The organism is Stenotrophomonas sp. YJH_SMC_4 (assembly GCF_059371575.1).
On record NZ_JCAFUR010000001.1, the window covers coordinates 36,589 to 48,421 of the forward strand.

General features: G+C 66.4%; 17 protein-coding genes and 1 riboswitch. Of the genes, 8 read left to right on the forward strand and 9 right to left on the reverse strand.

Going from position 1 to position 11,833, the window contains the following annotated elements:
- Nucleotides 1-32: 32 nt before the first annotated feature.
- Nucleotides 33-470 carry a group III truncated hemoglobin gene (locus AC5P9F_RS00205; protein WP_049396364.1) on the reverse strand — a complete coding sequence of 146 codons (438 nt, stop codon included), beginning with the start codon at nt 468-470 and terminating at the stop codon, nt 33-35.
- Nucleotides 471-648: 178 nt separating this feature from the next.
- Here AC5P9F_RS00205 and AC5P9F_RS00210 point away from each other — a divergent pair, with 178 nt between their 5' ends.
- Both AC5P9F_RS00210 and AC5P9F_RS00215 read left to right on the forward strand, forming a co-directional pair.
- Complete coding sequence (locus tag AC5P9F_RS00210) at nt 649-936, forward strand: hypothetical protein (protein WP_005408925.1); 288 nt, start codon at nt 649-651, stop codon at nt 934-936.
- Entirely contained in the window at nt 933-1,985 is a 1,053-nt protein-coding gene (locus tag AC5P9F_RS00215) for a 4Fe-4S dicluster domain-containing protein (RefSeq protein WP_495231875.1), read from the forward strand. Before AC5P9F_RS00210 ends, AC5P9F_RS00215 begins: the two co-directional genes overlap by 4 nt.
- 1 nt (nt 1,986) lies before the next feature.
- On the opposite strand, the gene AC5P9F_RS00220 is transcribed toward AC5P9F_RS00215, so the two are convergent.
- Together AC5P9F_RS00220 and AC5P9F_RS00225 are read right to left on the reverse strand one after the other, a co-directional pair.
- The gene (locus AC5P9F_RS00220; RefSeq protein WP_005408923.1) at nt 1,987-2,223 is read right to left on the reverse strand and encodes a hypothetical protein; all 237 of its coding nucleotides are present in this window, start codon (nt 2,221-2,223) and stop codon (nt 1,987-1,989) included.
- A 352-nt stretch (nt 2,224-2,575) separates the two neighbouring features.
- The gene (locus AC5P9F_RS00225; protein ID WP_076739969.1) at nt 2,576-2,785 is read right to left on the reverse strand and encodes a helix-turn-helix domain-containing protein; all 210 of its coding nucleotides are present in this window, start codon (nt 2,783-2,785) and stop codon (nt 2,576-2,578) included.
- Between the two features lie 111 nt (nt 2,786-2,896).
- Here AC5P9F_RS00225 and AC5P9F_RS00230 point away from each other — a divergent pair, with 111 nt between their 5' ends.
- Together AC5P9F_RS00230 and crcB are read left to right on the forward strand one after the other, a co-directional pair.
- Nucleotides 2,897-3,298, forward strand: a complete 402-nt coding sequence (locus tag AC5P9F_RS00230; protein WP_005408921.1) for a transcriptional regulator — start codon at nt 2,897-2,899, stop codon at nt 3,296-3,298.
- Between the two features lie 22 nt (nt 3,299-3,320).
- Nucleotides 3,321-3,384: riboswitch (Fluoride riboswitch) on the forward strand.
- Between the two features lie 82 nt (nt 3,385-3,466).
- A complete protein-coding gene (gene crcB, locus AC5P9F_RS00235; RefSeq protein ID WP_005412844.1) occupies nt 3,467-3,859 on the forward strand; it encodes a fluoride efflux transporter CrcB in 393 nt (130 codons plus the stop codon).
- A 3-nt stretch (nt 3,860-3,862) separates the two neighbouring features.
- Here crcB and AC5P9F_RS00240 read toward each other — a convergent pair whose 3' ends face one another.
- Nucleotides 3,863-4,696, reverse strand: coding sequence for an AraC family transcriptional regulator (locus AC5P9F_RS00240; protein ID WP_005408919.1), 834 nt, complete (start codon nt 4,694-4,696; stop codon nt 3,863-3,865).
- Nucleotides 4,697-4,830: 134 nt separating this feature from the next.
- On the opposite strand from AC5P9F_RS00240, the gene AC5P9F_RS00245 reads away from it, so the two are divergent.
- A complete protein-coding gene (locus AC5P9F_RS00245; RefSeq protein ID WP_043034343.1) occupies nt 4,831-5,325 on the forward strand; it encodes a DUF6265 family protein in 495 nt (164 codons plus the stop codon).
- Nucleotides 5,326-5,383: 58 nt separating this feature from the next.
- Here AC5P9F_RS00245 and AC5P9F_RS00250 read toward each other — a convergent pair whose 3' ends face one another.
- Nucleotides 5,384-5,794, reverse strand: a complete 411-nt coding sequence (locus AC5P9F_RS00250; RefSeq protein ID WP_005408917.1) for an SRPBCC family protein — start codon at nt 5,792-5,794, stop codon at nt 5,384-5,386.
- 20 nt (nt 5,795-5,814) lie between these two features.
- Nucleotides 5,815-6,834 carry an aldo/keto reductase gene (locus AC5P9F_RS00255; RefSeq protein ID WP_049449138.1) on the reverse strand — a complete coding sequence of 340 codons (1,020 nt, stop codon included), beginning with the start codon at nt 6,832-6,834 and terminating at the stop codon, nt 5,815-5,817.
- A gap of 103 nt (nt 6,835-6,937) precedes the next feature.
- Here AC5P9F_RS00255 and AC5P9F_RS00260 point away from each other — a divergent pair, with 103 nt between their 5' ends.
- Complete coding sequence (locus AC5P9F_RS00260) at nt 6,938-7,855, forward strand: LysR family transcriptional regulator (RefSeq protein WP_049459686.1); 918 nt, start codon at nt 6,938-6,940, stop codon at nt 7,853-7,855.
- A 10-nt stretch (nt 7,856-7,865) separates the two neighbouring features.
- Here the strand turns inward: AC5P9F_RS00260 and AC5P9F_RS00265 are convergent, their stop codons facing one another.
- Complete coding sequence (locus AC5P9F_RS00265) at nt 7,866-8,384, reverse strand: P-loop nucleotide/nucleoside kinase family protein (RefSeq protein ID WP_049459687.1); 519 nt, start codon at nt 8,382-8,384, stop codon at nt 7,866-7,868.
- 261 nt (nt 8,385-8,645) lie between these two features.
- Here AC5P9F_RS00265 and AC5P9F_RS00270 point away from each other — a divergent pair, with 261 nt between their 5' ends.
- The gene (locus AC5P9F_RS00270; RefSeq protein WP_099497499.1) at nt 8,646-9,722 is read left to right on the forward strand and encodes an alpha/beta hydrolase family protein; all 1,077 of its coding nucleotides are present in this window, start codon (nt 8,646-8,648) and stop codon (nt 9,720-9,722) included.
- 259 nt (nt 9,723-9,981) lie between these two features.
- Here the strand turns inward: AC5P9F_RS00270 and AC5P9F_RS00275 are convergent, their stop codons facing one another.
- Together AC5P9F_RS00275 and AC5P9F_RS00280 are read right to left on the reverse strand one after the other, a co-directional pair.
- Nucleotides 9,982-10,251: a hypothetical protein gene (locus AC5P9F_RS00275; RefSeq protein ID WP_005408911.1), complete on the reverse strand. Its 270-nt coding sequence runs from the start codon at nt 10,249-10,251 to the stop codon at nt 9,982-9,984.
- 124 nt (nt 10,252-10,375) lie between these two features.
- Nucleotides 10,376-11,080 carry an ArsR/SmtB family transcription factor gene (locus AC5P9F_RS00280; protein WP_059033950.1) on the reverse strand — a complete coding sequence of 235 codons (705 nt, stop codon included), beginning with the start codon at nt 11,078-11,080 and terminating at the stop codon, nt 10,376-10,378.
- A 103-nt stretch (nt 11,081-11,183) separates the two neighbouring features.
- On the opposite strand from AC5P9F_RS00280, the gene AC5P9F_RS00285 reads away from it, so the two are divergent.
- Nucleotides 11,184-11,825, forward strand: coding sequence for a flavin reductase family protein (locus AC5P9F_RS00285; RefSeq protein ID WP_099497500.1), 642 nt, complete (start codon nt 11,184-11,186; stop codon nt 11,823-11,825).
- Nucleotides 11,826-11,833: the final 8 nt, after the last annotated feature.

The window sequence follows — 11,833 nt, forward strand, 5'->3', positions numbered from 1 at the left end:
GCGCCGGGCGGCCTGCGCCGCCTTGACCCAGATCAATCCTTGGCGGGCATCCCCAGCACCGGCAGGCCGACCTGCGGCCATCGCAGCATCTGGTAGCGCTTCCAGAAGGTGTCACCGATGCGCGCAGCCACGTCGTTGGCCAGCTCCTGCATCGGCGGGTTGTCGCATTCGGCGGTGGTGATCCGGAACAGCACCAGCCAGCGGTCGAACAGATCCTTGTCCAGCTCGATGGCCATGTGCTTGGACATCGGCGAACCCTTGAAGCGCCGGGTGCCGCGCAGCATCGCCGACCAGAAGTCGACCAGCTGGGCCAGATGCTCCGGCCAGTCGTGGACGTGGGCCTCGAACACCGGCCCCAATCGCTCCTCCCCGCGCACGCGGGCGTAGAAGTCGTGCACCAGGCGGGTCACTTCCTGCTCGGTGCACAGCTCGGGCGAGGCGACAGGAAGGACAGGCGGCGTTGCGTTCATCGGGGTACCCAAAGCGTGCCGGCAGTGTGCCGCAGCCGGCCGGCACCACCGTTGATCCAGATCAATGTCGGCGCAGTCCGCTGCACCTAGGCTGGCACGCTTGCAGGAAGCATGCCCTGCGGATGCCGCGCCAACCCAGGCGAGTATACGCGCCGCCCACTTTTCGATCCGGGACAGCATGAACAGACCCTCTCCCAACCGTCGCCAGCAGTTGATCCAGCAATGGGGCGCGATCCTCTGGCCCAGCTTCATCGCTGCCGGCCTGGCCAGCGTGGTGTTCTTCGCCTTCGTCGACCCGCTGCGGTTGCAGGCCATCAGTTTCCCGGGCACGCAGATCAGCCGTGAAATGGGCTACACGGCCGGCTTCTTCATGTTCTGGACGGTGACGGCGCTGTCCAGCGCGATCACCTGGTACCTGCAGCGACCGATGCCCAGCGGTGACGACGACGAGTTGCCGCTGGGATGAGTACGACCTGCACACCGAGACCACGGCACTGGCGCGGCACGCTCAGCGCCGCCTTGCTGGTGCTGTTCTACGCATTGCCATGGCTGCGCTGGGATGGCCGCCAGGCCTTGCTGCTGGATATCAACGCCCGCCGCTTCGATCTGTTCGGCTGGACGCTGTGGCCGGGAGACATCGGGGTGCTGGTCGGCCTGCTGGCGGTGCTCGCGGTGGGGCTGGCACTGCTCACCCACCTCGCCGGGCGCATCTGGTGCGGCCACGCCTGCCCGCAGACACTGTGGCGCCGTGCCTTCGACTGGATCGCCGACGGCATGGCCCGCACGCTTCCGGCACGCGTTGCGCGCGCGGCCACACAGCTGGCCTGGGGGCTGCTCTCGCTGTGGACTGGCATCACCTTCGTGGGCCTGTTCAGCCCGATCGCCGAGCTGGTGATCGCAGCGCCGCGTGCCGGCTGGAGCGGCTGGGAAACGTTCTGGGTGCTGTTCTATGCCGCCGCCACCTGGGCAAACGCCGGCTTCCTGCGCGAGCAGGTCTGCCGTTCGCTGTGCCCGTTCGCACGCATGCAGCCGCTGCTGACCGATCCACATACGCCGCGCATGCTGTACGACGCCCGCCGCGGCGAGCCACGCGGACCTCGCCCATCTGGCCTGGGCGGCGTGCTGGGCCGTGGCCGCGGCCTGCTCGACCCGACTACTGCACAGGACTACGTGTTCCGCGCCGCGCATCCGCTGCTGGCCGGACCAATGCCGACCTTCAGCGCCGACCGTCTTGGCGACTGCACCGATTGCGCGGCCTGCATCAGCGCCTGCCCGATGCAGTTGGACATCCGCCAAGGGCCGCAGGCAGACTGCCTGGCCTGCGGCGCCTGTCTGGAAGCCTGCGCACGGCAACAGCACCGGGCCGGGTTCGGTCCGGGGCTGGTGCGCTACTGCAGTCCGCAGGCGATGGCCGGGCAACCGAAGCGCTGGTGGCGACCCCGGACCCTGGCCCTGCTGTCTTTGCTGCTGGCGCTGCTGGCGCTGCTTGCCTGCGGCGCCTGGCGCCTGCTCTGAATCAACGCGGCCCGTCGGCGTGCGGTGGTACCAGCTGCGCGCGTCGGACAATGCCCAGCTGCTCGATGATCAGCGCCATTTCGTTGGTGAACTCGGTACGCTCGGTCCCCTGCGGGACGAGCCGGTCCAGCACCTGCTGGTAGGTATCCCAGAACGCCGGACCGCATCCGTGTTTGTGATAGCTGGCTTCCAGTTCGCGGCGTACCCGTTCAGCCAAGCCATGCATGCCGTATTCCATACGACCTCCGTTGGACTTGTTCTGCATCGTTGACGGTCTACCGACTCACTTGCGTGCTACTGAAAGACTCCCAGGCTTCACGCCCGGTTGATCCAAATTAGTCACAGATTTCACGACAGGTCAATTACATGCAGCGACTTTCACGATTGAAATTATTAATCGTTCACGAAACCACATACGGGACCCCGCCCCTCCCGGATGGGGTGAAGCCGACAACGCGCCCCAGCCATCTGTCCGACAGCCGGTAGGCCTCGACAATAGGTACTGCCAGAACGATCAGTTTTTCCTATTTTGCTAAGTGTACTTAACAGAATGCGCTTAGCACGCTAAATGCGACAAAAGGCGGCGTAATTCAGGCGGATTCAACTTCGGCGGCGCCCGTTGCGGGGAACAGGTTCGGGTAGCGCTGATGCAGGATGTACTGCCGCAGAGCGGGGATCGGGAAGTCTTTCGGCCATTGCGATACCGCGGAACGGCTGATGCCGAAGAAGCGCGCCAGCTCCGCATCGGTCTGGAACCCCAGCCGCGCACGCACCTGCCGCTTGTTCCAGAATTCGGTCATGGTCTGCCCTTTTGTTAACCAGACTTATTCTTGCGGCAAGGATTCTTCGCATTCCACGCGTTAAGCTGGCTTGCATAGATGAATACTCTCGGCCAACGACTCGCCGCCGCCATGAAGAAAGCCGGGCACCCCCGCCCGGCCGATCTGGCCCGCGCCGCCAAATCCACCACGGCAACCATCAGCAACTGGCTCAACGACCATGTCAGTGCGTCCCATGTGAAAGCCGAGCAGCTGTTCCGCATCGCCGATGCGGCCAAGCTGGACGCACGCGAGCTGCTGTATGGAGTGAACGGGCGCGGCGTCGGGGAGCCGGGTAACGCCTACATTCCCAGTCAGGCCCACCTTGACGTCTGGCAGGACGCCTATGAGCTGGTCAGTCACCTGGTGGCCGAGAATGGCCTGGAGATCGACCACCGCCGCCACGCGGCGCTGGACCTGCTCGCATTCGAACTGCTGATGGATGGCTTCAGCCGCAGCAAGGTGGCCCGCGTGCTGACCACCTCGATGACGTGAATGCACCGCCGCTGGTAGCATGGACCGCGATGGGGATGGGGCTCCCCCGATAACCGCCTGAGAAGGCTGATGGCTCCTGCCAGGACGAACCCGGTGTTCGTCGACGGCAGGTCTTGCCTGCCCTCGGCGTTCGCCATTGACCCTGCGAACCCGCATTCGAGGCACGCCATGCAAGCATTGAACAACTATTTCCTGGTCTTCGTCGGCGGCGGCATCGGTGCCTGCCTGCGCCACGCCTGCAACCTGATCGGCGCCCGAGTGGCCGTCGGCAGCCCCTGGCCGTGGTCGACCTTCCTGATCAACATCAGTGGCGCCCTGCTGATGGGCGTGGTGGTCGAGGTCTTCGCGATGCGCAATGGTGCCTCGCCGCAGCTTCGCCTGTTGCTCGCCACCGGCATCCTTGGTGGCTACACCACGTTCTCTACCTATGCGCTGGAGATCGGCCTGCTGCTGCAGCGCGGGCAGCACGGACTGGCCGCGCTGTATGCCGGTGGCTCGGTGGCGCTGGGCCTGGCCGGCCTGTTCGGTGGCATGAAGCTGGCCCGGCTGGTGCTGGGCTGAGGCTCAGGCCGCGCCAGCACGCGCCTGTCCGCGCCATTCGCGTGGTGACTGCCCCGTGTGCGCCTTGAACGCGCGCGAGAGTGCCGCCTCGCTGCCATAGCCCACCTCGTCGGCAATCCGCTTCAGCGGCCGGCCCTGGCGCAGCGCCTGCTGTGCCAACCCGACCCGCCAGCCTTGCAGGTACTGGCCCGGGGTGGTCCCCATCGCTTCGCGGAAGCTGGCGGCGAACACGCTGCGTGACATGCCGGCCACCTCGGCCAGATCCTCCAGCGTCCACCCCTGCGCCGGGGCTTCGTGCATCGCCACCAGCGCCAGCCGCAATCGCGGGTGGCCAAGCCCAGCGAACAGACCGCCGCGCATTTCGCCACCTTCCATCAGCTGGCGCAGCACCTGGATCATCACCACCTCGAACAGGCGGTTGACCATCGCCGCGCGCCCGCAACGCTGCTCGAACGCTTCTTCGAACAACAACTCCAGCGCTGCGTTGCCGCCATACAGCCCAGCCAGCGGCAGGCAGATGAAATCCGGCAACGCGGCGCTGATCGGATTGAGCCGGCCGCCTTCGAAATGCAGGTTCGCGCAGGCCATGTCGGCGCCCTGCTGTGGGTCGGTACTGAAGCGGTGCGGCATCGGCCGCGGATACAGCAGCAGGCTGGGCACATCCACCTGTACGGTCTGCTGGGCATGACTGACCTGCAGCGGGCCACGTCGCACCAGGTGCAGCTGCCCGGCTTCATCCTCACCCTCCAGCGTGTTGATGCCGCACAGCGCACCGGCATGGAACACCGAGGCGGTGACCGCGAAGCGTTCAAGCAGAATGGCGAGACGGTCGACCATGACGGGACTCCGGGTCAAGCGAGACAAGCTCAATGTGACAGATCGTATCGGAATCGGCACTGGAAAGGACGGCACTGGCCGCATGATCTGGCGGGCGCTATACAGGCCGCACATTCCCGCGCATGGAGGCACCGATGTCACTCCGCATCGCCCTGGCCCTGTTGCCGCTGCTGCTCGCGGCCCCGCACGCGCTATCCGCCTCACCCTCGAAGATCGAACACCTGGCCTGGCTGGCCGGTTGCTGGCAGCTTGATGGGCAGCCACCCGGTGCCGGCGAGCAATGGACCAGCCTGGCTGGAAACACCCTGTTCGGCAGCAGCCGCAGCCTGCGCGACGGGCGAACCGTCGGCTTCGAGTTCATGCAACTGCGCCAGCACGATGATGGGCGCCTGGTGCTGACTGCCCTGCCCTCTGGCCAGAACGCCACGGACTTCAACGCCACCCGGGTCGATGCCAACGAGGCGGTCTTCGAGAATCCTGCCAACGACTTCCCACAACGTATCCACTACCGGCGCCTCGACGACCAGCGCGCACATGCGCGCATCGAGATCGCGCAGGACAATCCGAAGCAGGCAATGGACTTTCCCATGCATCGCGTCGCCTGCGGTGCACCGACGCCCGCACCCTGACACGCAGACGCCCCGGACCGGCCGGGGCGCCTGCATGCGGTCAACGCCACACGGGCATTCACCCGGCCAGCGTGGTTTCCAGGGCCTTCAGGCCATCGCGATAGATGCCCTCGAACAGCGCGGACGCTTCTTCGTTGCTGACGCCCACCGGAGTGAACTCACCGGACCAGTCGATCCGCGAACCGTCGCCCTGCTCGACCACACGCAGGGTGGATCGATAGCCGCTGACCGGGAACGGGGCCTGCAGGATCGAGTAGGTGTAGCTGCGATCGGCCTGGTCGAAGGCTTCCAGGCGCTCGACGATGGCATCGCCATCGGGATTGGCCAGATGGCGCACGCGACCGCCTTCGCTGAGCGTGCTCTGGGGAATGTACGGAAGCCAGTCGGGCAATGAATCGAAGCCGCCGATGAGGTTCCAGACCTGGTCGGCCGGGGTCGGCACGGTGATGGATACAGAAGCAGTTGCCATGGGAATGTCTCCTTCGGGACTCAGATGTTGTCAATCGGCAGCGGGGCGTTGGCCGCGACCAGGCCCTGGGCGCGCAGCGCCTGCCAGAACCCGGCCGGGATGATTTCCTTCAGTGCGGCGTAGTCTTCGGCGATGCGCTCGGGACGGCTGGCGCCCGGGATCACCGCAGCCACTGCCGGGTTGGCCAGCGAGAACTGCAACGCGGCCGCCTTGATGCTGATGCCGTACTCGGCCGCGATGGCCTTGATGCGCTCGACCTTGGCCAGGATCTCCGGCGACGCCTTCTGGTACTCGAAGTGGCTGCCACCGGCCAGCACGCCGGAGCTGTACGGACCGCCGACCACGATGCCGGTGTTGCGCTCGGCCGCCTTGGGCATCACCCGCTGCAGCGCACGCTCGTGGTCGAGCAGCGAGTAGCGGCCTGCCAGCAGGAAGCCATCCGGACGGGCTTCGTCCAGGTCCAGGGTCAGCTCGATCGGCTCGACACGGTTGACGCCCAGGCCCCAGGCCTTGATCACGCCCTCCTCGCGCAGGCGGGTCAGCACCTTGAAGGCACCGCGGCGTGCGGTCTCGAAGTACGACAGCCACTCATCGCCATAGAAGTCCTGTGCGATGTCGTGCACCCAGACGATATCCAGGCGATCGGTCTTCAGGCGCTTGAGGCTGTCGTCGATCGAACGCAGGGTGGCATCGGCCGAGTAGTCGTTGACCAGCTTGTTGGGGCGGCCGGCGACGAACAGGCCGCCCTTCTCGCCAAGGTCGCGGGCGCTGGTGTCTTCCACTTCGTCCAGGATCAGGCGGCCGACCTTGGTGCTGAGCACGAAGTCATCGCGGTTGCGCTTGGCCAGCGCGTCGCCAAGGCGGATCTCGGCCAGGCCTGCGCCATAGAACGGGGCGGTATCGAAGTAGCGGGTGCCCTGTTCCCAGGCCGCGTCCACCGTGGCCTGGGCCTCGGCTTCCGGGATGTCACGGAACATGTTGCCCAGCGGCGCGGTACCGAAGCCGAGGGTCTTGCCAGCCAGCAGCGTGTTGATGCTCATGGATTCCCCCTTGGGGAGGTTGTTAAAGTTGAGGCACAGGCTAGGCTTGCCCGATAAGACTGTCCAAGACATAATTTAATTATCTTGAGTCCTACAAGGTCTTATGCTCGACCTCCGCCAACTGCGCTACTTCGTGGCCGTCGCCGAAGATGAACACGTCGGCCGCGCTGCCGAGCGCCTTCACATCTCCCAATCCCCGCTCAGCCGGCAGATCGCCCAGCTGGAGGAACGGCTGGAACTGCAGCTGTTCGAACGCTCGCAGCAGCGCATCCGGCTGACCGCCGATGGCCGTACCTTCCTGGCCGAGGCGCGGGCCCTGCTGACCCATGCCAACCGGCTGGAATCGCTGGCACGCCGGCTCGGCCGCGGCGACGAAGGCGGCCTGTGCATCGGCTATCTGGAGTACGCGATGCACTCCGGCGTATTGCCCACCGCCCTGCGCGAACTGCGCGGCGATCGCCCGGCGGTGCATATCGCGCTCTACAACCAGCAGTCGGACGTGCAGCTGGAAGGCCTGCGACAACGCAGCCTGGACATCGCCCTGGTCTGCGAACCACCGGCGTTCGACGATCCGGACCTGGAGGCCACGCAGGTGCTGAACGACCCAATGCTGCTGGCCGTGCCGGCAGCGCACGCACTGGCCAGCGCAGAACTCATCACGCCCGCGGATCTGGCCAGCCAGCAGTGGATCGGCGTGATGCACAGGGAAAACGCACTGCGCCACGACACCTTCATCGCCGCGTGTGCGAAAGCCGGGTTCACCCCGACCATCGCCATGGAAGCGACCGAGCCACTGGCCGCGCTTGGCCTGGTTGCCGCCGGCCTGGGCCTGACCACCGTCCAGCAGAGCCTGGATCACCAGGCGCCGGACGGCGTGGTGCTGCGCGAGCTGCCGTGGTTCAGCTACCGCACACCGCTGTGGGCGGCCTGGCACCGCATCAACCTGCGCCCCCTGGTCGAGACCTTCCGCAGGACGCTCGTGCGCACCGCCACCGAAGGCAAGCCGGCATTCGGCGACTGAGCCGACCGCGCTATGCCGGGCCTGCCTCGGTGTAGCGCATCACCATGAAACCCTCTTCTGCGGCCGGTGCAACGAAGTGGCGGGTGATCTGCTTGAATTCCTCATCGCTGGCCTGGAAGGGATGCTCGCCGCATGCATTGCGTGCACGCAGCCGCGCCTTGCAGACCTCGTCGGCGATATCGAGGAAGTGCAGTTGATGCGCGGCGCCCACTGGCGAGAACACCTCACGTGCCCACCCGCGGGTGGCGGGCGTGTTGAAGGGGAAATCGAGCACCACCGAGACGCCGGCCCGCAGCAGCGTACGCAGATGATCGGTCAGCACGCTGCGCAGCGTGGCTGCGCGCTGCAGATAATCGGCGACGGAGTGGATTTCGCCCGGGTGCAGCGTGGCCAACCAGGCATCTTCGCTGATCAATACGTGGCGAGGCTTGGCCGCCAGCTGTTGCGACAACGTCGATTTTCCTGCGCCGATCTTGCCGCACAGCAGGTGCAGGGTTGCGCCGCCATCGGCGGATGAAGGGTGTTGCATCTGCGATCTCCTCGGTGGATTCCAGTTCCCGGGAGAGCGCTGCATGCAATCCGCCTTCCCGGGCGGGTTGCAGGGCCGTGACGACCGCGCGCTACCCCGCCTTCCCGTGGGGAATGCGGATAATCAACGCGGTGACGTGCGGGACCATGTCGCCAGCGTAGAGCGCCGCCTGTTCGGCCCGCAATCCCCTGCGGCAGTGCAGCGCGCGCAACATTCCGCTGGCATCTATGCTCTGCGCCATTCCCGCATGGAATGACCACGATGCGCCCCTTGCTTCGATGTGCCCTCGCCCTTGGCCTGCTGCATGCTTCGACGGCATCGCTGGCAGCACCAACCACGGCACCACGCACGCTCAGCGGCGAGCTGCAGGGCGCCCCCTGGCGGCTGGATGTACCGGCAGACTGGAACGGCGACCTGGTGATGCTGGCCCATGGCTATGAGCCCGTGGGCGTGCCACGCACCACGCCGATGGCCGCCGGTGACAGCACCGCAGCACTGCTGGGCGCGGGCTACGCCGTCGCGCAGAGCGCGTATTCCAGCCAAGGCTGGGCGGTGGCCGAGGCGATCACCGACATGGAACACCTGCGACAGCATGCCCTGGGTGAACTCAAGCGCGTGCGACACACCTGGATGCTGGGCTTCTCGATGGGTGGTGCCGTAACCATTGGCAGCCTCGAGCGTTTCCCGCAGCACTATGCCGGTGGTGTGTCGCTGTGCGGCGCCAATCTCAGTGGCGAACAGATCGCGGCCGACCTGCTGACCACACTGGTCGCGTTCGATTATTTCTTCCCCAAAGCTGAGGGGCTGCCGGTCACCGGGTTGGCGTCGCGCGAAGCAGCCATGCTGCCCCAGAGCGAGCTTTACCAGGGCATCGTCACCGCGCTGCAACGCGACCCGGCGCATGCCGCGTTGCTGGCGCAGCGGCTGCAGGTTTCCCCCGATGAAGTGGCCGGCACGATCAGCCTGCACGCCCTGGTCCTGCACGAGCTGGCCACACGCAGCGGTGGCATGCCGGTCGGCAACAGGGGCATGGTCTACAGCGGCTTCGGCGATGACGCCGCATTCAACGCCGGGGTGCGGCGCATCGATGCTGTACCTGCCGCGCAGGCCAGGGTGCGCGCGACGCTGGCGCTGACCGGCGCACTGCAGCGCCCGCTGGTGATCCAGTTCAACCACAACGACCCGACCATCGTGCCGCACATGCAGACGGTGTATCCGCAGTTGGCCGCACACGCAGGTGCGCGGCCAGCGCCACGGGTACTGCCATCGGTGGGCGAAGGACATTGTGGCTTCTCTGAAGCACAGGTTGTCGATGCCTTGAAGACAGTGCAACGCTGAGTCCATCGCGTAGCGAAACGCGTCCGCCACGCTGGTAACGCTTACGGTGCAGGGACCCGCGCAGCATGTGCCGCCTCCCCTCGATCTGACCGCGCACCTGTTCGGCATGCCCGAAGGCGAGTGGCTGGGCTTCGACATGTCGGTGCCGTTTGGCCACCCGGGTGTCGGCCGACCAGCACAGTGCCGTTCGATGCGCGCGGTCAGATCGGCGCGCTCGGCCAGGTCTTGGCCGTGCGCCCGTGGCCGCGGCAGGCGGGGATCAGCCGCCCAGCGTGCCCATCGTGAAGGTGTAGCCCGAGCTCATCAGGAATTCGCGCATGCGCATTTCCGCGCGCCGCGGTGAGGCCAGGTTGGCCGGCGCATACAGGGCATACACCAGGCCCGATCCCTCGATATGTTCGCGGCGGACCTCGCAGCGGGCGGTTTCCGAGGCTATCACCCATCCGTCCTTCAGCCGCTCCGGCCCGATGGATTGCCCGTTCTTCAACCGAAAGGTCAGCCAACGCACATCTGCCATGATTTTGCTCATTTCCGATTCGCTCCGTGCCCGAAGCGACCCGTGATGTCCTTGCTCGCCATTGCAGCTCCCTGAGACGTGGAACTCGACCATAACGCCTTGCCATGTCGCGGGTGACTGAGACTGGCCGCGCCGCTCAGGTCGCCAGGTTGAAGAGCCGCCACAACGCCTCGCGCCCGGGTGGCGTCAGCCGTAGTTCGCGCCGGCCCTCGACGCGCCGCAGCCAATCGTTGTTCACGAAACTATCCAGCATCGCCTCACCGACCAGCCCTGCCAGGTGTGGCCGCCGTTCGGTGCAGTCCAGGCAGCCACGGCAGTAGCGCGCCGGGTTGGCCGCCACCGGCTGCTGCAGGAGCTCGCGCAACGGCAGGCCCAGTCCGGCAAGGAATGCGGCGCCTCCAGCGCTGATCTGCCAATGCCCTTCGCATGGCAGTACATGCCCCGCCTGCAGCAGGCGATCGGTGATGGCGACCGCGTGCACGCCGGCCAGGTGCCGATAGCAGGAACGCGCCTCGCGCAGTGCAGGCATGCTGCGCGTGGCCGCAGCGGTACACGAAGGGGTACGGTCGGCCACGCGCAGGATGCCTTCGAGCATCTCTGCCACCTCGCTCGATGCCAGCCGGTGGTAGCGATGACGCCCCTGCGCCACCGCCACCAGCAGGTCGCCCTCGACCAGCCTGCGCAGGTGCGTGCTCGCCGTCTGCGGCGTTACCCCGGCCACGCGCGCCAGCTCCATCGCGGTGTAGGCCCGTCCATCCATCAACTGCAGCAGCATGGCGGCACGCGCCTGGTCCCCGACCAGGGCACCGACACTGACAAGGGAACCGGAGGTGTGGACCATGCCCCATTGTGGCATGCCGTCATCTGCCAACAGTTCGATGCAGGCCGAAGCGTCAGCAGCCGACTGCGCGGCACAGTGCTCGCCCGCAACCGCGAGACCTGCCGTGAAGACCGCTTCGATCCATCGCCGCCGCATCACCCCTTCGGTCCTGTACCCAGGCACGCCCGTGCTGCTGATGACCACGTTGAATGACGACGGCAGCAGCAACATCAGCCCGCTTTCTTCGTTCTGGGCGCTGGGCAACCGGGTAGTGCTGGGTCTCGGTACGCAGGGCCAGGGCTATCGCAACCTGCAGCTGCGCAGCGAGTGCGTGCTGAACTTCCCCTCATCCGCGCAGGCCGCACAGGTCGAGGCGATCGCGCGGGCAACCGGCTGTAACCCGGTGCCGACCGCCAAGCAGGCGATGGGCTACGTGCACGTGCGCGACAAGTTCGCACTGGGCGGATTCACTGCCGCCGTGTCGACGCATGTTGCTCCGATGGCCATTGCCGAGTGCCCGCTGCAGGTGGAGGCCACCGTCATGGCGATGCATCCACCCGGCGAGGATGATGGCCAGGGCTTCGTGATCGTCGAAGGCCGCATCCGCTGCGTGCATGCGCACGAAGACATCACTGTGGGCGGCACCCAGCACATCGATGTGGCGCGCTGGAAACCGCTGATCTACCTGTTCCGGCACTACCTGGGCGTGAGCGCGCCGGTTGGGCGCAACTTCCGTGCGGAGACACCCATGCGCCTTCCCGCCTAGCGGGAACG

Excerpts from the sequence above, each read along its gene's own strand:
- AC5P9F_RS00205 (WP_049396364.1), bottom strand. The coding sequence starts at position 470 with ATGAACGCAACGCCGCCTGTCCTTCCTGTCGCCTCGCCCGAGCTGTGC.
- AC5P9F_RS00210 (WP_005408925.1), top strand. The coding sequence starts at position 649 with ATGAACAGACCCTCTCCCAACCGTCGCCAGCAGTTGATCCAGCAATGG.
- AC5P9F_RS00215 (WP_495231875.1), top strand. The coding sequence starts at position 933 with ATGAGTACGACCTGCACACCGAGACCACGGCACTGGCGCGGCACGCTC.
- AC5P9F_RS00220 (WP_005408923.1), bottom strand. The coding sequence starts at position 2,223 with ATGGAATACGGCATGCATGGCTTGGCTGAACGGGTACGCCGCGAACTG.
- AC5P9F_RS00225 (WP_076739969.1), bottom strand. The coding sequence starts at position 2,785 with ATGACCGAATTCTGGAACAAGCGGCAGGTGCGTGCGCGGCTGGGGTTC.
- AC5P9F_RS00230 (WP_005408921.1), top strand. The coding sequence starts at position 2,897 with ATGAAGAAAGCCGGGCACCCCCGCCCGGCCGATCTGGCCCGCGCCGCC.
- crcB (WP_005412844.1), top strand. The coding sequence starts at position 3,467 with ATGCAAGCATTGAACAACTATTTCCTGGTCTTCGTCGGCGGCGGCATC.
- AC5P9F_RS00240 (WP_005408919.1), bottom strand. The coding sequence starts at position 4,696 with ATGGTCGACCGTCTCGCCATTCTGCTTGAACGCTTCGCGGTCACCGCC.
- AC5P9F_RS00245 (WP_043034343.1), top strand. The coding sequence starts at position 4,831 with ATGTCACTCCGCATCGCCCTGGCCCTGTTGCCGCTGCTGCTCGCGGCC.
- AC5P9F_RS00250 (WP_005408917.1), bottom strand. The coding sequence starts at position 5,794 with ATGGCAACTGCTTCTGTATCCATCACCGTGCCGACCCCGGCCGACCAG.
- AC5P9F_RS00255 (WP_049449138.1), bottom strand. The coding sequence starts at position 6,834 with ATGAGCATCAACACGCTGCTGGCTGGCAAGACCCTCGGCTTCGGTACC.
- AC5P9F_RS00260 (WP_049459686.1), top strand. The coding sequence starts at position 6,938 with ATGCTCGACCTCCGCCAACTGCGCTACTTCGTGGCCGTCGCCGAAGAT.
- AC5P9F_RS00265 (WP_049459687.1), bottom strand. The coding sequence starts at position 8,384 with ATGCAACACCCTTCATCCGCCGATGGCGGCGCAACCCTGCACCTGCTG.
- AC5P9F_RS00270 (WP_099497499.1), top strand. The coding sequence starts at position 8,646 with ATGCGCCCCTTGCTTCGATGTGCCCTCGCCCTTGGCCTGCTGCATGCT.
- AC5P9F_RS00275 (WP_005408911.1), bottom strand. The coding sequence starts at position 10,251 with ATGAGCAAAATCATGGCAGATGTGCGTTGGCTGACCTTTCGGTTGAAG.
- AC5P9F_RS00280 (WP_059033950.1), bottom strand. The coding sequence starts at position 11,080 with ATGGTCCACACCTCCGGTTCCCTTGTCAGTGTCGGTGCCCTGGTCGGG.